This is a genomic window from Rhizobium sp. BK529 (genome assembly GCF_014194105.1).
In the GTDB taxonomy this organism is placed as follows: domain Bacteria; phylum Pseudomonadota; class Alphaproteobacteria; order Rhizobiales; family Rhizobiaceae; genus Rhizobium.
This window is the reverse complement of record NZ_JACIAU010000001.1, coordinates 3,137,181-3,154,988: the sequence shown is the minus strand read 5'-3', so window position 1 is coordinate 3,154,988 and position 17,808 is coordinate 3,137,181. Positions and strand designations below refer to the sequence as shown.

At 60.1% G+C, this 17,808-nt stretch carries 17 protein-coding genes; 3 read left to right on the top strand and 14 right to left on the bottom strand.

What is annotated here, in order from left to right; all coding sequences use genetic code 11:
- Positions 1-117: 117 nt before the first annotated feature.
- A complete protein-coding gene (locus FHX08_RS15810) occupies positions 118-837 on the bottom strand; it encodes a ParA family protein (protein ID WP_132652954.1) in 720 nt (239 codons plus the stop codon).
- A gap of 206 nt (positions 838-1,043) precedes the next feature.
- Entirely contained in the window at positions 1,044-2,579 is a 1,536-nt protein-coding gene (locus FHX08_RS15805; RefSeq protein ID WP_132652953.1) for a winged helix-turn-helix domain-containing protein, read from the bottom strand.
- Between the two features lie 120 nt (positions 2,580-2,699).
- On the opposite strand from FHX08_RS15805, the gene FHX08_RS15800 reads away from it, so the two are divergent.
- Positions 2,700-3,158 carry a cupin domain-containing protein gene (locus tag FHX08_RS15800; protein ID WP_132652952.1) on the top strand — a complete coding sequence of 153 codons (459 nt, stop codon included), beginning with the start codon at positions 2,700-2,702 and terminating at the stop codon, positions 3,156-3,158.
- A gap of 272 nt (positions 3,159-3,430) precedes the next feature.
- Here FHX08_RS15800 and guaA read toward each other — a convergent pair whose 3' ends face one another.
- The 3 genes from guaA to FHX08_RS15785 form a co-directional block, all read right to left on the bottom strand.
- Entirely contained in the window at positions 3,431-4,993 is a 1,563-nt protein-coding gene (gene guaA, locus FHX08_RS15795) for a glutamine-hydrolyzing GMP synthase (RefSeq protein WP_132652951.1), read from the bottom strand.
- A gap of 93 nt (positions 4,994-5,086) precedes the next feature.
- Complete coding sequence (locus FHX08_RS15790) at positions 5,087-5,725, bottom strand: 5'-methylthioadenosine/S-adenosylhomocysteine nucleosidase (RefSeq protein ID WP_184327304.1); 639 nt, start codon at positions 5,723-5,725, stop codon at positions 5,087-5,089.
- Entirely contained in the window at positions 5,722-6,171 is a 450-nt protein-coding gene (locus FHX08_RS15785) for a PaaI family thioesterase (protein WP_184327303.1), read from the bottom strand. The genes FHX08_RS15790 and FHX08_RS15785 overlap by 4 nt, the downstream gene beginning before the upstream one ends.
- Positions 6,172-6,400: 229 nt before the next feature.
- Here FHX08_RS15785 and FHX08_RS15780 point away from each other — a divergent pair, with 229 nt between their 5' ends.
- The gene (locus FHX08_RS15780) at positions 6,401-7,483 is read left to right on the top strand and encodes a DUF2252 family protein (RefSeq protein ID WP_184327302.1); all 1,083 of its coding nucleotides are present in this window, start codon (positions 6,401-6,403) and stop codon (positions 7,481-7,483) included.
- Here the strand turns inward: FHX08_RS15780 and FHX08_RS15775 are convergent.
- The 6 genes from FHX08_RS15775 to FHX08_RS15750 form a co-directional block, all read right to left on the bottom strand.
- A complete protein-coding gene (locus FHX08_RS15775) occupies positions 7,462-8,562 on the bottom strand; it encodes a DUF1513 domain-containing protein (protein WP_184327301.1) in 1,101 nt (366 codons plus the stop codon). The two genes, FHX08_RS15780 and FHX08_RS15775, sit on opposite strands and share 22 nt — an antisense overlap.
- Before the next feature lie 4 nt (positions 8,563-8,566).
- On the bottom strand, positions 8,567-9,670 hold the full coding sequence (locus FHX08_RS15770) for an imelysin family protein (RefSeq protein WP_184327300.1): 1,104 nt from the start codon (positions 9,668-9,670) through the stop codon (positions 8,567-8,569).
- On the bottom strand, positions 9,670-11,208 hold the full coding sequence (locus FHX08_RS15765) for a di-heme oxidoredictase family protein (protein WP_184327299.1): 1,539 nt from the start codon (positions 11,206-11,208) through the stop codon (positions 9,670-9,672). The genes FHX08_RS15770 and FHX08_RS15765 overlap by 1 nt, the downstream gene beginning before the upstream one ends.
- A gap of 45 nt (positions 11,209-11,253) precedes the next feature.
- Positions 11,254-12,531 carry an imelysin family protein gene (locus FHX08_RS15760; RefSeq protein ID WP_132652944.1) on the bottom strand — a complete coding sequence of 426 codons (1,278 nt, stop codon included), beginning with the start codon at positions 12,529-12,531 and terminating at the stop codon, positions 11,254-11,256.
- A gap of 208 nt (positions 12,532-12,739) precedes the next feature.
- A complete protein-coding gene (locus FHX08_RS15755; RefSeq protein WP_132652943.1) occupies positions 12,740-14,029 on the bottom strand; it encodes an RsmB/NOP family class I SAM-dependent RNA methyltransferase in 1,290 nt (429 codons plus the stop codon).
- Between the two features lie 170 nt (positions 14,030-14,199).
- The gene (locus tag FHX08_RS15750) at positions 14,200-14,523 is read right to left on the bottom strand and encodes a septal ring lytic transglycosylase RlpA family protein (RefSeq protein ID WP_245508254.1); all 324 of its coding nucleotides are present in this window, start codon (positions 14,521-14,523) and stop codon (positions 14,200-14,202) included.
- Between FHX08_RS15750 and FHX08_RS31945 the strand changes: the two genes are divergently transcribed.
- Complete coding sequence (locus tag FHX08_RS31945) at positions 14,405-14,674, top strand: hypothetical protein (protein WP_245508256.1); 270 nt, start codon at positions 14,405-14,407, stop codon at positions 14,672-14,674. The genes FHX08_RS15750 and FHX08_RS31945 overlap by 119 nt on opposite strands.
- A 296-nt stretch (positions 14,675-14,970) precedes the next feature.
- Here the strand turns inward: FHX08_RS31945 and FHX08_RS15745 are convergent, their stop codons facing one another.
- Genes FHX08_RS15745 through FHX08_RS15735 form a run of 3 tightly spaced genes read right to left on the bottom strand, consistent with a single transcriptional unit; the run spans position 14,971 to position 17,705 of the window.
- Positions 14,971-15,840 (bottom strand): SDR family oxidoreductase, encoded by an 870-nt coding sequence (locus FHX08_RS15745; protein WP_132652942.1) that lies wholly within the window; start codon positions 15,838-15,840, stop codon positions 14,971-14,973.
- Positions 15,840-17,000 carry a tRNA epoxyqueuosine(34) reductase QueG gene (gene queG, locus FHX08_RS15740; RefSeq protein ID WP_132652941.1) on the bottom strand — a complete coding sequence of 387 codons (1,161 nt, stop codon included), beginning with the start codon at positions 16,998-17,000 and terminating at the stop codon, positions 15,840-15,842. Before queG ends, FHX08_RS15745 begins: the two co-directional genes overlap by 1 nt.
- A gap of 12 nt (positions 17,001-17,012) precedes the next feature.
- Positions 17,013-17,705: a glutathione S-transferase family protein gene (locus tag FHX08_RS15735; protein ID WP_132652940.1), complete on the bottom strand. Its 693-nt coding sequence runs from the start codon at positions 17,703-17,705 to the stop codon at positions 17,013-17,015.
- Positions 17,706-17,808: the final 103 nt, after the last annotated feature.

Genomic DNA, 17,808 nt, shown 5'->3' with positions numbered 1-17,808 from the left:
TTGCAATTCTCGTCAAGAACAAAACAGGAACATTAGTCATGAAAGTTACGATTAGAACAGCAACGGCTGCCCAGAGGCAGCCGTTGCTGACTTCGCATCAACCGATGAATGCGCGCCTCAAGCAGCATCCTTGACGGCTTCAGTCACCTTCTTGGCTGACCTGGCGCGTGCTGCCTTCGGCGGCACGAGACGAAGAATGTCATCTGTCAGCATGCGGGCATTCTCCTGCGCCTTGTCGAGATTGCTGACGCGGGATGGATCCATCGTATAGAGGCTGCCGCCGGAAACGAACATGTCGCGATACGCGGCGCGCTCGACCAGTGCCGTGTTGACCACGTTCACCTGCTGCTGCGCCAGCAAGCCCCTGACGGCGAGCAGCGCGCGGGTGGTGATGATCGAGCTGATGCGGGTCAGCACGACTGAGTGCGGGATGCGGATATTATGCTGAGCAGCAAGCTGCTTCATGATCTCCAACACTTGGGCGCCGCCGACGGCATCCATTGCGCAACCCTGCACCGGAACCATCACGTGATCGGAAAAGCCGATAGCCTTCGCCATCAGCGGGCTCATGCCTGCCGGCAGATCGACGATGATATAACCGCTGTGCTTCTTGAGGTCCTTGATCTGCTGTTCGATCGTCTCTTCTGCGACATTGTTGATGACGGCGAATTCGGCTGCTTCACCGGACAGACGATGCCAGCGGCTGGCCCACTGCTGCGGATCCGCGTCCAGAACGGAAACGCGATGGCCACGGCGAGCCAATTCTGTGGCAAGAACGAGAGCGACCGTCGTCTTGCCGGCCCCTCCTTTCGTATTCGCAAATGTAAGTGTTGGCATCGATTACCTCGGGTTGAAGTGTTTGGCGGCGGTCATCCTGCAAGAGGCGCGTCTCGAGCTTTAAGGAACGGCGTCTTTCGCAGTGATGAGGCGAAAAGGTCAAACAGCAACCTTGCGTGGCGCTGTTTTAGCCCGATGTCCGAGGTTGATTTTTGTGTGCAATTAATTGGCGGGCGGTAGGGTCCCTCGGACCGGTTCAATCCCAGCTACTCCGGCAAACCGGCTGCTCGCAGAGCATCGCCAAGAGGTGCCGCAAGCTCAGGAGCACAGTTCACGCCCAGAAATTGGCGGCTGTAGCGAAACGCGGGGTGCAGTTCCAGCACCCTGGCCGCTGCCGACCTGGCCTCCTCAAGCCGCCCAAGTTTGACGAGCGCCGCACTCAACTGCACATAAGTGATGCTATGCGCAGGATTGGCCTGAACCGACCGATAAGCCGCACGCGCCGCTTCTTCGTAGCGGCCGCAGCGGAAATGACCCATCGCCTGTGCGTCAAAAGCGGCCCAGGCCCAAGAATCGAACGGGCTGAGCCGTACACCCCGCTCGCTCCATTCTATCGCGCGCTCGGCTTCTCCGCCCCACCCGAGGATGACGCTGCCGAGGATGTACGTCAGCGCGGATGACGGACTGATGGCGAGTGCAGCTTCCAATGCTATGAATGCGGCGGTGCGATCGTGCCCATCCATGCCGATGGAAAATCCGGCCCAGGTCAATGCAAGCGCGTCGTCCTGTCCATGAATAATGGCCAAGCGCGCGTGGCGGATTGAAGCGGCACGGTTGATCTCCTGCAAGCCGGCGCGAAGGAAGAGGCAGTGGTGGCACATCGCCGCGTTGCCATGCGCCAGCGCATAAGCGGGATCGAGATCGATGGCGCGTTCGAGTAGCGAGAGCGCCTGCGTGACCTGATCCGGCATCCCTGAATCGACGTCGGGCTGAGCCCGAAGCACCAGGTCGTAGGCATCGAGGCTATCGGGCCGTTTCCGCTTGACCCTGTTGACTTCGGCACGACGCAGGCTCGGCGCTATGGCGCCGACAACCGACAAGGCGACTTCATCCTGAAGGGCGAAAATGTCATCAGACCTATGGTCATATCGCTCGGCCCACACATGCGCTCCTGTTGACGCATCGATCAACTGGCCGGTGATGCGCACACGATCAAGCAGCTTACGGGCGCTGCCTTCGAGCACGTAGCGCACGCCGAGCTCGCGCCCGACCTGCTTCACGTCCACCATCCGACCTTTGTAGGCAAAACTTGAGTTTCGCGCGATGACAAATAGCCAGTTGATGCGCGACAAGCCGGTAATGATGTCATCGACCATCCCATCGATGAAATAGTCCTGTTCCGGCTCACCGCTCAAATTCGAGAATGGCAGCACAGCGATCGACGGTTTCTCGGGAACCGGCAAGGCGATCGACGGTGCCGCTTCGTTCGCGCGTGCCACCGGTGGGCCGATATAGCGATAGCCGCGGCGCGGCAGCGTCTCGATCCAGCCAACACCATTACCCCGCTCGAGTACGCGGCGTAACGCTGCAATCTGCACCGTAAGATTGCTGTCCTCAATCGCGAGCCCCGGCCACGCCGCCTCAATCAGCGCGTCTTTGCCGACAGGCAATCCGGCGCGCTCGAGCAGCAAGCGCAGCAAGGCAACGCCGCGCCGGCCAAGCAGCGTCGGCTCGCTGCCATCGAACAGCATGCCCGAGCCAGCATCGAGCGCAAAATGGCCAAATCTGAATATCTCTGACATGCCACGCATTCTGCCTTGTCGGCGATATTTCGCAACAATTTCGGATCGGATTTGCGACTTTCGGCCATCGGAAGGGCAGGGTGGAAGCGTTAGACATTCCTCGTGTTACGGAGATTTCAAATGATCGCAAAGGCAATCATCCGAATGCCCGGCGAAGGCAAAAAAGTGCACCTCGGTGGCCAGCCAATGGCGTTTCTCGTCACTGGCGACAACACGCGCCACACCTCGATGTTCGAATGGACAATTCCTGCCGGCTTCTCCACCGGGTTACACGTGCACCGGACGCAGGAAGAGACCTTCTATGTGCTTGAAGGCGAGTGCGAATGGCAGGTCGGGGATGAGCGCATACACGCAACACCGGGCACCTACCTGTTCCTGCCGCCCGGCGTGCCGCACAATATCGGCAACGCCAGCGAAAAGCCGGCGCGCGTGCTGATGACGGTCTCTCCGCCCGGCCACGAGCATTACTTTGAAGAGCTCGCAGACATTGTCGCACGCGGTGGCGCAGCGGACCCGACGAAAATCGCCGATCTGCGTGCGCGGTATGACACGGATCAGCTTTCGGCACTCAGAGAATAAGGCGCGTTCGCCGTTGCCGAGGCTCGGGAGACGTCAAGAGTGACATGCTGAGATTCACGAGAACAACCACGGCAAGCGGCAACACCGCGACCCAGATTAGCGGCGCCGCCTCGGCGCGGCAGTGCGCAATCTCGGCCGGATCGAACTCCCTTCCAGCCGCGGCGCATTCGCGCAGCCGGTCAGGCCGAGGCGAGTTGTTCTGGTGTCGCTGGCACGCCTTCGCCGGCCTTGCGCGGCGGCCGCGACGCAGCCACCACAGTCCAAAGCCAAGCTCACTCCCACTCGATCGTGCCGGGGGGCTTGCTCGTCACATCGTAGACCACACGGTTGATGCCGCGGACTTCGTTGATGATACGGGTCGCGGCGCGGCCAAGGAATTCCATGTCGTAATGGTAGAAATCCGCAGTCATGCCGTCGACCGAGGTGACGGCGCGTAGCGCGCAAACGAACTCGTAGGTGCGGCCGTCGCCCATGACGCCGACGGTCTGGACCGGCAGCAGCACGGCGAAAGCCTGCCAGATTGCGTCATAGAGGCCGGCCTTGCGGATCTCGTCGAGATAGATCGCATCAGCCTCGCGCAGGATGTCGAGCTTTTCGCGGGTAATGCCGCCGGGGCAGCGGATGGCGAGGCCCGGGCCCGGGAAGGGATGGCGGCCGATGAAACTGTCCGGCAGGCCGAGCTCCTTGCCGAGGACACGAACCTCATCCTTGAAGAGTTCGCGCAGCGGCTCGACGAGCTGCATCTTCATGCGCTCCGGCAGGCCGCCGACATTGTGGTGCGACTTGATGGTGACGGAGGGGCCGCCGGTGAAGGAGACCGACTCGATCACATCGGGATAGAGTGTGCCTTGGCCGAGGAAATCGGCACCGCCAAGCTTCTTGGCCTCGTCCTCGAAGGTCTCGATGAACAGGCGACCGATGATCTTGCGCTTGGTTTCCGGGTCGGAAACCCCTTCGAGTTCGCCGATGAAGCGGTCGGAGGCGTCCACGTGGATTAGGTGCAGATTGTAATGCTCCCGGAACATGGCAACGACGCCGGCCGCCTCGTCCTTGCGCATCAGGCCGTGATCGACGAGGATGCAGGTAAGCTGGTCACCGACGGCCTCATGGATGAGCAGGGCCGCGACAGACGAATCCACGCCGCCGGACAGCGCACAGATGACGCGCTTGTCGCCCACCTGCTTGCGGATGTCTTCGACCGCCTTCTGGCGGTAGGCGGACATTGTCCAATCGCCCTGGATGCCGGCGATGTTGTGGATGAAGTTTGCGATCAGCTTGGCGCCGTCGGGCGTATGCACCACTTCCGGATGGAACTGCACGCCGTAATATTTGCGCTTTTCGTCGGCGATGAAGGCGTAGGGCGCGTTGGAGGAGGTCGCAACGACCTCGAAACCTTCCGGCAATTTCGTAACGCGGTCGCCATGGCTCATCCAGACCTGATGGCGCGATCCCTTGGACCAGAGGCCTTCGAACAGGGCGCAGTCCTCGTCGACCTCGAGGAAGGCGCGGCCGAATTCACGGTGATGACCGCTTTCCACCAGGCCACCAAGCTGCATGCACATCGTCTGCTGGCCGTAGCAGATGCCGAAGACCGGAAGGCCGCTGTCGAAGATGACCTGCGGCGCTCGGGGCGAACCCTCATCGACCGTCGAGGCCGGGCTGCCGGATAGGATCACGGCTTTCGGCTGAAGGCGCCTGAAGCCTTCTTCGGCGGACTGGAAGGGAACGATCTCGCAATAGACGCCGGCTTCGCGCACGCGACGTGCGATGAGCTGGGTCACCTGGCTGCCGAAATCGACGATGAGAACGCTGTCGGGATGTGCTGTCTGGGTCATGGCGAGCCTTTAATGAAAAGCGCCTCTTCTTGCAATCCGGGAATTCAGCTGCAGCAGGCTTTTATTGTCCCGATTGTCCCTGTTTCCAAGCCCTCAGAACCAGAAAACGCCATCCTCCAGAGCCGTAAACAGGCTGTCGACGGCGTAGGAAAGCTTGCGGTCGACGATATGCAGATATTCCGTCCAGCCTGAAATATGCTGCAGCTCGACAGCGCCATCCGAAATGCCGCGGAGGCCGATCAGCGGCAGCTTATAGCCTTGGCAGGCGCGCAGCACCGCATAGGTTTCCATATCGACCATATCAGCTGTGATATTGGCATAGGCAGCACCCGAGACGACATTGCCGCCTGTCGAAAGCGTGGCTTCGGGAATGCCCGGAATACGCAGCGGCAGTTCAAGATCGGCCGGCAGGTCGAGGAAAGGCGTCTTGCCTCTTTCGAAGCCGAGCGGCGAGGCATCCATGTCACGATAGGAAACGGAGGTCACCTGATAGACTTCGGTCTGCTGCAGGCGCGCCGAGCCGGCCGAGCCGAGCGAGACGACGAGATCGGGAAGATCGTCGGAACCATCGAGACGAGAGAGGGATTTGGTGAGTGCAATCGCTGCCTCGACCGGGCCGACGCCGGTTATCAGCGGTTCGATGCGCGAGCGCAGAAAGGGACCATATTCGGCCTCCGCGGCCATGACGAACAGGATGGACTTGCCTGCAACCGATTTCAGTTCGAATTTCATCCCGTAATTCCCTCTCTTCCGCGGATAACCATCATCGTCCCGGTCATGGACGCGATGAGCTTGGCCGGCCCGTCGCTGATCGCATAACCTCGCCCATCGGCAACGATGATGTTGGAGCCGGGCTTGGTGATCTCGCCCCTGAAGAGGAAGCGCTCGCCCCGCCCAGGCGACATGAGGTTGACCTTGAACTCGATCGTGAGGATCGAGGCTTCGGCATCGATAACGCTGTAGGCGGCAGAACCACAGGCCGAATCGAGCGCTGCGGAAATGATCCCCGCGTGCAAAATGCCGTGCTGCTGTGTCAGTTTGACGTCGAAGGGAAGTTCGATTTCCACCATGCCGTGCTCGACACGCGTCAGCTCCGCGCCGATCGTGTGCATGGCCGCCTGTCGTGCAAAATTCTGGCGGATCCGCTCCCGGAAATCGCCTCTATTGGTCTCGTTCATCGCAGCCCTCTCGCGACCGCGAAAGTGGCATGGCCGGCCGGATTCGACAAGTTGCAATCCGGCTCACGATGTTTTTGTATTGAACCAAGGCTTTTCGATCACGGGGGCCTTCGGGTGTTTGTCCGTGCCACTCGTCGCGGTTGAGAATCGCTTTTGCTTGTTTTGCCACGGGTTCTCTTCTGAACAACGCTCAACAGGATTATGATCAATCAAACCTGAGGGCGAGCCAATGAAGGCATTTTCTCAATCTATGAGCGATTACGAGGCGTGGTTGGCCCATGAGTTGCAAGGCGAGCTCGTGCAGGAGGGCATCGACGAAAAGCACCGGAAGATGCGCGAGAAGGCTTTCTCCTTCCTGCGTGCCACCTATTGGCGCTGGGCCGAGGTTATTTATAACGTCAAGCCGGAGCTTGCCGAGATGCCGCAAGTGCTTTCGATCGGCGATACGCACCTGGGGAATTTCGGCACTTGGCGGGATATCGAGGGGCGGCTCGTCTGGGGCGCCAACGATTTCGACGACGCGGCGATCATGCCCTACGGGCTGGATCTCGTGCGGCTCGTGGCAAGCGCAATTCTGGCTCAGCCGGATAAGGGCATCTCCGGCAAGGCGATGGCCGAGCTCATTCTCACCGGATATGTACGCGGCCTTGAACATTCGACGCCGATCATCCTGGAGCGTGATCATCCCTGGCTGCGCGACAAGCTGCTCCTTTCGGAAGATGCGCGGGAAGATTTCTGGAAAAAGGCAGACAAGCGCAAGCCCGGTGAAAAGCCGGCTCCTGGCCGTTTCGTCGACGCGTTGAGAAGCGCGCTGCCGAAGGGTTCGGGAAATTTTACGCCCGTACCGGTGCTGAAAAAGGGAACGGGCAGCCTGGGGCGGCCGCGTTTCATCGCCTATGTGAAGGAATGGCGCGGCGGACCCGTGCTGCGCGAAGCCAAGGCGCTCGTGCCTTCCGCCTGGTCGCTGGCAAAGTCCGCAGATCGTGTGATCAGAACCGCTGTCATTGCAGGGGGTCGGATGCGCAGCCCTGATCCGCATTTCGCGGTGACGGGCCGCATCCTCGTGCGTCGGCTTTCGCCGAATAGCCGCAAGATCGAAATCGAGACGGATGCAAAGACCCTGTTGAACGGCACGATGCTGGAGCTGATGGGTTTTGAGATCGCCAACTGCCACTCTGACGATGCGGCAGCCGTTGCGGCGATCCGCAGCGATCTGCTCGCACGCGGCGAGGATTGGCTCTACAAGGCAGCACAGGCGGCCGCCGAATTCACTGAAAAGGAATGGAAGGATTATCGTATCAGCGGCGGGTGAGCGATCCGCACGATATGCTGGTCCCAGGCGACATCGCTGTGGTTCGACAGGAAGTCGCCGTCATAAGAAGAAACGGCAAAGCCGCCAGACGCAGGCGCTATACCAGCGGCATCACGCACGCTTTTCTCGCGCAGCACCTTGCCCGTTTTCGCATCGATGGTGACAGACGCGCCGCCGATCGGCGAGGTGACACCGACCAACCCTTCCTTCCGGTTGACTGCGATCGCCCCGACATAGTTGGCAAGCCGCCGGGTCGTCTCCTCGGGCAGGTCGATGAAAGCAAGATCGTCACCCCGGCGGAAATGGCCGACGAGCGGTGGCAGGTCCCTGCGATGGCCTTCATACTGGCAGGCAAACCAGATGCGACCGCTGGCATCGAGATCGACATGCCGTGTCGAGACCGATGACCATCGCGGCGGCAGCGTGTGCTTTTCGATCAGTGCGCCGCTTGCCGCATCGATAAGCGTTAGAGAAGGCTGCATATTGCCGAGATTGAGCTTGGTGCGGCCAAAATCCGGGTGGGTTTCGATGCCGCCATTGGCAATGATCAGTATGCGGCCATCATCGGAGACCGTCATGTCATGCGGGCCGACGCCATAGGTCTCATATTCGCCGATGCGGGCAAAACGGTTCGCCGCATCGTAGAGGCCGATCATGCCTCGGTTATTGTCGAAGTCGTTCTCGCTGGCATAGAGCAGCCGGCCGTTTGGCGAAAAGGCGCCATGTCCATAGAAATGCCGGCCCTCCGGCGAGGCGATCACGATAGGTTCACTCTTGTTCCAAGGATCGAAGATCATCGCAAACGTGCCGGGGCGACGGGCGAATGCGACCGTGCGGCCGGTGGCAGTGCTATAGGCCATACCATGGGCGCGGGCAGGCAGCGCCACCTTATCGACGATCTCGCCGCGTTCGGTGACTGTCGCCACGGCAAAGGAGCCGTTGGCGGTGCGGATACCGGAGGCATAGACGGCATCGGCGCGGTTGAGAGCCAGCAGCGCCTCAGGTTTCAACGCTGCCAGAAAGCCGATGCCGGCAGCTTTGATGAAGCCTCGGCGGTCGATGGCCGCACTGCGCCACATCGGCTCAATCTCCGTCCGAGAAGGAGAAGCCGGCAGAAAGGCCGATTGCCGCGCCATACTGGTCGCTGATCGTGGTGATTAGATCGCGGGTCTCCGTCAGTAGCGTATCAAGCTTTGCTTTTTCCGCGTCACTGATGGCGACTTCCATATCCGGGTTCAGCTTCGAGATACTGTCGATGATCGTCTTCAGCTTGGTATCGATCGCATCGGCAACCTGCTTCTTTTCCGGCGGCAGCAGCTCGGCCATACCGGCTTTCTGCCAGAGCGTGCGGATGCCCTCGAGATTGGCGGCCATGGATTTCCAGGTATTCTTCGAACGCCAGTAGATCGCCATGCGAGGGCGGGCAGGCGTGTCCTTACCCTTGTAGAACTGCTCGAGCCGCTGGTCTCGGACATTCTCCGCGCCATGAACGAGGATGCCGAGCAGAGCGGTAACGGCTTCCTTGTTGTCCATGAAATCATTGCTTTGCGGCCCGGGATGCTTCCAGCTTGCCTGCACGCCGTCAGGCTTCTCCCAGGCGGCGACCACTTCGCCGGCCTCGCGCTGGATATTGCCCGCCACCGCCTGGCCATAGAGGCAGCGGAAGCCGCCCTTTTGATTGATGAGGTCTTCGGAGCCGCTACCATAGAGAATATATTCGAGTGCAGTCAGTCCCTGCAGGGCTACACTCTTGCCGGAGATCGCGTCGACAGTCGCGTCCTTCGGATCCGCCTTAGCGATCAGCGCCTGCACCTGCTTGAGGCCGACACCCTTGCGGTCGGGATAGAAGAGGATGTGCTCGAAGAGATTGTCCTGGATGACCGGCCCGGTCTGCACGATCTCGATCGTCGACCAATAGCGGATCGTGTCGTCGAAAGCGGACTTGGCGCGATCGAGCGTCTGCTGTGTGCCCGCGGCGCAGAGATCGTTCATGGCAGTCGTCAGACGCGCGGCCGATTGTTGCATATTGCGATAGCCGGGGCGAATGACTTCGTCGACGGCGCGCTGCATGACGGAAGGCACAGCATCCTCGTTGAGGCCCGCGGCGGGCGGCGCGGCGCTCTGGGCGGCAGCCGGTGTGGCAAGGCCGGTCAAGGCGAGGCAAAGGAGGGTGTGCCAGGGGCGCATCAAAGTGACTCCAGGAATGTAATCAGGGCTTCTCTATCGTCTTTTGACAGCGAGGAGAATGCGTTGCGGGCTTTTTTAGCCTCGCCGCCATGCCAGAGGATTGCTTCGGTGAGATTTCTGGCGCGGCCATCGTGTAGAAAGAAGCTGTGCCCGCTGACAGTCCGGGTCAGTCCTATACCCCATAGCGGCGGCGTGCGCCATTCACGTCCGTTTGCAAGTCCCACTTGCTGTCCGTCTGCAAGACCGTCGCCCATGTCATGCAGCAGAAAATCGGAATAAGGCCAGATAAGCTGGAAGGATTGCGCCTTCTCTGCAATATCGCGGCGGGTGACAAACTTCGGAACATGGCAGGAAATGCAGCCGGAGTCGTAGAAAAGCTGCTTGCCACGCAACGTGTCGGCAAAGCTCGCCTTGCGGCGCGCCGGCACCGCGAGGTTCTCTGAATAGAAGGTGACGAGATCGAGAACCGGGCCAGGCGCTTCCTCGTTGCCGAGCCTTTTTTGCACCCCGTCCGGCATGACGAGGCACTTTGTCTCAGCTGCGGTGCAGTCGCCATGGGCATCGGGTCTGTCCGGTGTCGAAATGCCGATATCGTTAGAGAAGGCATCGGCGCTCTGGTCGCGCACAGTGGCGTTCTGCGCCTTCCAGCCGAAGCGGCCGAGACTGATCTCGCCGGTGCGGTGGTCGCGAACGATGGCCGCCTTGCCGGAAATGCCGTCGTGGTCGAGGTCATCAGGATCGGCATGTGCGAGAATATCGGCCTCGGGAATTGCCTGGATAAGACCGAGGCCGATCATCGGCGGAGCGACGCGCGCCGAAATCGTCGTCGCCGGGTCGAGCGGGCCATAGGCGAGATCTTTGACGGTATAAACAGGCTTACGGAGCCTTACCGTCTCGCCGTCGGCCAGCTGGGCGATCTCTTCGCTATAGGCAACGGTAAGCTTGCCCTCGGCGGCAAGTCCGGGAACGGCGAGATCCTGAAGCTGATAGCCGTAAACCGGATCGGGGAAAGTGACGACATCAGCATCGGTGAGCGCCTTTTCTTCCTCCGGCGCCTTCGCGGCCCGGGCAAGGCGCAGGAACATAGAGGTGGCGCTCGGTCCGCCCTCGGGAGGTTTGCCACGGCCATCGTTGAGGTGGCAGCTCATGCAGGAGCGGGCGTTGAAAAGCGGGCCGAGCCCGTCGGACGCCTGTGTGGAGGAGGGTGCGGAAACCCAGAGCTTGCGGAAGAGCGCATTGCCAAGCCGGAAATTCTGCTCTTCTTCGAAGGGGATATTGGCAGAAATATGCGAGAAACTGTCTTCGGTGACCGAATCGATTGAGGTCGCCGCACCCGCCTGCATGGCCTCGTATTGCTCAGCCTTGCTGAAATCCTGCGTTGGTCTGACGATGTCTGCGACACGCTTGACGTCGGCCTCAGAAAGATCGGTCCGTCTGTTCGGAAGGTTGAAGGCGCCGGCAAAGGCGACAGGAAGCCCCGCAACGGAAGCGCAGATGACTGCACTGATGAGAAGACGTCGGGCCGGGTTATGCGACATTTCAAGGGTCCGGGCCGCTCCGGCTTCGGAGCGGCCCGCCTTTGCTCATTTAAAGACGGCGTTAGGATTATCCAGGCTGTCGGAACCTTCAAGCTCGACAGTGCCGAGGTCGAGTGCGGCAATAACGCGCTGCACCGACTTCGTCTGGTCGATGAGGCCGTCGATGGCTGCCTGGACGACAGCATTGCCTTCCTTGTTGCCTTCGCCGATCATCTGGTCATACTTCTCGACCGTTTCACCGCGCTTGGCCATGGCGTGCATGGCGTCCAGCGTCGTGTTGAGTTTGCCGGTCATCTCGGCATCCAGAGCCTTGTCCTTGGCTGCGACGAGGTCGTGCAGCGACGGGCCGGTCATCTTGGTGCCGTCGACCCGGGTATAGTCGCCCGTATAGGCGGCCGCGATGCCGATCGCGTCGTTCAGGTGCGAGTTATAGGTATTGTCGGAGAAGCAATCATGCTCTTCTTCCGGATCGTGCAGCAGCAGGCCGAGCTTCATGCGTTCGCCGGCGAGCTCGCCGTAGGAGAGCGAACCCATGCCTGTCAGGATGGCGACGAGGCCAGCCTTCGGATCGGCTTCAACATGCTTGGTGGCTTCGCCATCCGCCGCCCAATTGTCGGTCATTTCCTGCAGATCGGAAACGAGCAGCGTGGAGGCCGACTTCAGGTATTCGGCGCGGCGGTCGCAATTGCCGTGCGTGCAATTCTTGAGATCGTAATCGCTGGCGGGACGCTCGCCGGCGCCAGGTCCGGTGCCGTGCAGATCCTGGCCCCAAAGCAGGAATTCGATGGCGTGGTAGCCGGTTGCAACATTGGCTTCGATACCACCGGCTTCAGCGAGCGTGCCGGAGAGGAATTCCGGCGTCAGCTTGGAAGCGTCAACGTCCTTGCCGTCGATCTTGATCGTCTTATTAGCGATGACGTTGGCGACATAAAGCGAGTTCTCATCGCTTTCCGTGCCGTAGGAGGGATCGACGTAATCGATCAGGCCTTCATCGAGCGGCCATGCGTTGACCTTGCCTTCCCAGTCGTCGACAACCGGATTGCCGAAACGATAGACTTCCGTCTGCTGATAGGGAACGCGCGCCTTGATCCATGCATCTTTGGCAGCCTTCAGCGTCGTATCGTTGGGCGTCTTCAGAAACGCGTCGATGGCCACATCGAGCGCCTTGGCTGTCGTCAGCGAGTCCTCGTATTTGGCGTGAGCGATTTCGGCATAATGCTTTACGACAGCGGCTGCGTCCGTTTCCGCATGGGCGGGAAGGGCGAGCAGGGCGGCGGGGGCGATCGCCAGTGCGGCTGCGCGGAATGTGCGGTTGAGCTTCATAATCCTCTCCTGTGACGGATTTCCGTCTGAATCCGGCTGCCGTCTCTTCGCGCAAAAGCAAACTGGTGTCAAACACTCTAGTTTGGAATTGTTTTAAGGATAGATTTCCGAGATCAGCCTGCCGGTTGAAATGCATTTGTTCGCAAATCCAGGATGACTGCGCTGTTAACCTTTCACTCGCCTTCAGCGAGACGGAGCACGATGTGGATCAGCCATTTCTCTTGAGACGGCAGAAGAAGAAACCGTCCGTATCCGTCGAGGCCGGTGTCAGCGTGATCGTCTTGCCGTCGGAAGAACGCGGACGCGTTCCCTCCCTGCCGAACAGGCTGTCCCAGGCGGGTAGGGCGCTGACGATCTCGAAGTCGCTGTTGTCCGCAACAAAGCGCCTTACCTGTTCTTCATTCTCCTGCGGCAGCACTGAGCAGGTGATATAGATGAGCTCGCCGCCGGCGCGCACGAAGCTACTCGCCTGCTTTAGTGCGTCCTGCTGCTGGGCTGTACGCTCATCAAGGTTCTTGGCGGTCAGCCGCCATTTCGTATCAGGCCGGCGACGCCATGTCCCCGTACCGGTACAGGGCGCATCGACCAGAACCTTGTCGCAGCGGTCGCGCAGATTGGACAAGCTCCTGGCATCGTCATGGACCTGGACATTGCGTGTACCGGCGCGCCTCAGCCGTTCGATGATCGGCGCAAGCCGCTTGCGATCGGCGTCATAGGCGTGGACCTGACCCTTATTGTGCATGGCCGCCGCCATGGCGAGCGTCTTGCCGCCACCGCCGGCGCAGTAATCCAGCACCTGTTCGCCATCATTCGGCAGAACGAGGTCGGCAACGATCTGCGATCCCTCGTCCTGAACCTCAAACCAGCCTTTTTGGAACGAAAGTTCGGCGGTGACGTTCGGAAGACGTGAGGCTCCTTCGCCGGCGGGAATCCGGATGCCGTAGCGTGCGATCTTCGCCTCATTTGCGCCGGTGCGTTCCAGCGCCTTGAGGGCCTTTTCGCGAGTGGCCTTCAAAATATTGGCCCGCAGATCGAGCGTCGGGCGCCCGGCAAGCGCCTGCGCTTCGGGAAGCCAGTTTTCGCCGAAAGCCTGTTCGAAGGAGGATTGGACCCATTCGGGAATGTCGCCCTGCACATGTAGGGGCGCATCGGAAAGTGAGCGGCTCGTGAAAGCCGCAAGCGCTTCAGTCGAGAGTGGCGTCGGCGCAAACTTGTCGTCGGCAAGTTCGGCGGCCAGCGTTTCCGGCGTGAAGCCCCACTGGCGGAACATGACGGCATGCGCAATAGCGACGGCGCTGTCGTCGTCCATCAGATAGGCATGGGAGAGCCGCATGCGCAGAGCGTCGTAGACGATGTTGCCGATCGCCGCCCGGTCGCCGGAGCCGGCAAAACGGTGGGCGAGACCCCAGTCCTTGAGCGCATCGGCGACAGGCCTTTTGCGGGCGTCGATATCAGCCAGAACCGAAATCGCCCCTTCGAGGCGGCCGCCCAAACGCATTCAAACTTCTCCTGTTGCCTTGGCTGGTAAACGATCCGCGCAAGAATGAACCCCCAGCAAAGCTGATTGGCCGGGCGGATTGTTCACAAGTCCCAACCGCGTGGTTACCCGCGATTGACGGCAAGAGCAAGCGCCGCATCCGGCGCAGGGATTTCGCGGAGGACCTGGCCTCAGCTGATGACTTCGTAGCAGACCTTCGCAGTGCCTGTGGAGACCATGCCGATGTTCTGTGCGGCAGCGCGCGACAGATCGAGCACGCGACCGCGGATAAACGGACCACGATCATTGATGCGAACGACGACGCTGCGGCCGTTGTTGCGGTTGGTGACCTTCACCTTGGTGCCGAACGCCAGCGAGCGATGTGCGGCAGTATAGATGGCCGGGTTCATGCGTTCCCCGGAAGCAGTTTTGGAGCGAAGTGCGTACCACGAAGCACCGCCGCATCCGTTTGCAGCAAATACTTCCGCCGGAAGGATGGAAGAACAGGCTGCAATCGCTACGACGGTGATTAGAGAACGGCAGATTTTCTTCAAAACGGATTGTCCCTCAACTATTGAACTCACGCCTTTGGGGCGGCGGGGCTTAAATCCGCCGAAAAGTGGCGAAAAAGTGCCGACGCTGATCACGGAATGTAACAATCTGTAATAATTGTAATTCCAATAACATTGCGGTAGCAGAACACCGCTTCGGCGATTTTTGGAAAAAACCTAATGAAATCAGTTAAAATCCGAATGATTTTTTCGAAGAAACGGTAAACATCCTATAGCTTCTACAAATCACAAAAATTTTTTACTCATGCTGTCATATTTGACGCCACATTTGCGCAAATTTAGGGGCCGTTAACCATAATACGAAGCGAAATTCGGCTCGCGAAAATTAGAAAGTAGGAATTTCCTACTCTTTACGGGTTATAGCCCGTTCACCCGAACGAGAGGGCTTCATCAGCCCTTCCAGCGGCCGTTTTGCCAGAGTTGGGCGAGCGACATCGGATAATTCGGGAAGGCAAAATGAAAGCCTGCAGCCTTTAATTTTGCGTTGGAAACCCGCTTGTTCTCACCATAGAAGGAGCGAGCCATCGGCGTCATCTCGGCCGTTTCGAAAGCCTGTTCCGGCGGCGGCTCGACACCCATCAGGCGGGCCGCTTCGACGATGACGTCCTGCGCCGGGCCGGGCTGATCGTCGGTAACATTATAGATGCCGTTCAGCGCGTGCTCTGAGAGGAAGCGGGCGGAAGCACCGATATCCTCCACGCGGATGCGGTTGAAGACCTGGTCTTTCTTGATGATGCGACGCGCCGTGCCACGGTTCAGATTGACGAAGGCATTGCGTCCTGGCCCATAGATGCCCGAGAGACGCAATATCGCCGCCGGCACGCCGCGCGCGCGTCCGAGTGCCAGCCAGCCCTGCTCCGCCTCCAGTCGTTCCTTTGAGCGGCCCGAGACCGGAACGCAACGAGTTTCTTCCGTCACCCAGCCGCCCTTATGGTCTCCATAAACGCCGACAGTGGAAAGATAGCCGATCCATTGCAGCTTCGGCAGAAGGAACGTTCCATCCTGGCCGAGTAATGTAAGCAGCGGATCGACATCGCGCGGCGCGATTGACTGGACGAGATGGGTGACGTCTGCCATCGCCGCTTGCAGCTCATCGCTCAAGGTCTCGCCATCGAAGATGGAGGCTTCGATCCCGGCGTTACGCAGTTCTTCGGCTTTCTCCTGCGACCGCGTCGTGCCGGAGACGCGCGTGCCGCTCTCGCCAAAGGCCTTGGCGATGGCAGTGCCGGAATAGCCGCAGCCAAAGATCATCACGTGCATCACCTTACTCCCGCCAATCGCCATTCTCCGAGGACGTCCTCGTCCGACTCATTGTCCCTTTGTGCGGCAAAGATGCCAAATTCGCCAGCCTCCATGAGTCGCGACAATGCCCAGACCGCCATGCCGCGAACGATAGGCGAGGCATCGGCGGCGAGCAGGCGACATCGCTCGATGAGGTTTCGTTCGCCGGAATTGCCGGCAGCGATCAGCACGTTACGGATGAAGCGGTCACGGCCGATGCGCTTGACCGGCGAGCCGCTGAAGAAGGTACGGAAAGTCGGATCGTCGAGCGTCAGAAGGAAGGCGATGGAAGGCTCCTTCAGGTCCTGGCGCGCTTTGAGCTTCATTTCCGAGGCTTCGCTTGCAAACTTATTCCACGGACAGGCGGCAAGACAATCATCGCAGCCATAGATGCGATTGCCGATCAACGGCCGGAATTCGGGATCGATCGGTCCCTTGTGCTCTATGGTCAGATACGAGATGCAGCGCCGCGCATCGATCTGGTATGGCGCCGGAAATGCAGCCGTCGGGCAGGCATCGAGGCAGGCGCGGCAGGAGCCGCAATGATCCGCCTCCGGCATATCTATATTGAGATCGGCTGTGGTGAACATGGAGCCGAGGAACAGCCAGGAGCCATGCTCCCGGCTCAGGAGATTGGTGTGTTTGCCCTGCCAGCCGAGACCGGCCGCCGCCGCAAGCGGCTTTTCCATGACGGGTGCGGTATCAACGAAGACCTTCACATCCGCACCGGCCTTGGCGGCAAAACGTGTCGCAATCTCTTTCAGCCGGCCTTTGATGATATCATGATAATCACGATTGCGGGCATAGACGGAAATCGCCGCCTTGTCCCTCTTGCCAAGAATGCTGCGTGGATCCTCGTCCGGCCCGTAGTTGAGGCCGAAGACGGCGACGGAGCGCACGTCGCTCCAAAGCGTCCGCGGATCGCCGCGGCGCTCCTGTGTCTCCGCCATCCATTCCATCGTCCCGTGCCGGCCTGCATCGATGAACTGGCCGAGTCGTTCCTTTGCCTCCGGAATGGAATCCGGACGGGTGATGCGGCAGAGATCAAAGCCGAGGGCGACAGATTCCGCCTTCAGGAAGGTGGTCAAATTGTCGCGGCGCTTGCGCTCTTTTATATCATCGGTTCTTGCGTCGGGCATGAAAAGCCCTCGTCAGAAATCCAGATCGGCATAATGGGACACCGGCGTCAGACCGCGTACGCGCTCGGTCAGAAGCGGGCGGAATGAGGGGCGCGATTTCAGCCGCTGGTACCAGTCCTTTGCGAGCGGCGATTCCGACCAGTCGATCTCGCCAAGATAATCAAGGATCGAGATGGAGGCCGCCGCCGCAAGGTCGGCATAGCTCATCCGGTCGCCGGCGAGCCACTGACGCGAGCCCGCAAGCCAGGTGAGATAACGCATATGCTGGCGGATATTGGCGCGCGCCGTGCGCAATATCTTGGAATCCGGGGCTCCGCCGCCCTGGTCAGCCGTCATCTGCAGCTTATAGACGCGTTCACGCGCCAGCGGCTTGGTAACGTCATTTTCCATCTTTTGCATGAACCATTCCGTCAGGCGGCGGATTTCCGCGCGCTGGAACGGATCTTCGGCGAGCAACCGGCGGTCGCGTTTCAGCACGCCGTGCGTCTCGTCGAGATATTCGGAAATGACGGTCGCGCCACAAAGCGCTCGCATGCTGTCATCGACATAGACAGGCAGCGTGCCGGCCGGATTGAGCGCCAGGAAGTCGCGGCGCTTCTCCCAAGTCTGTTCCTCGATCAGTTCCGCCTGATAGCCGTATTCCGCCAGGATGAGCCTGACGAAGCGGGATGCGGACGACATGGGATGATGATAAAGCGTGGGCATCGATACTCGGACTTTAATTGCGGTAAATGGGCTAAAGGGCGCGCCGATTATACCGCCCTAGTCATGACTCATTGGTTGAAGCTATAGGAGCTTGGCCCCTCCA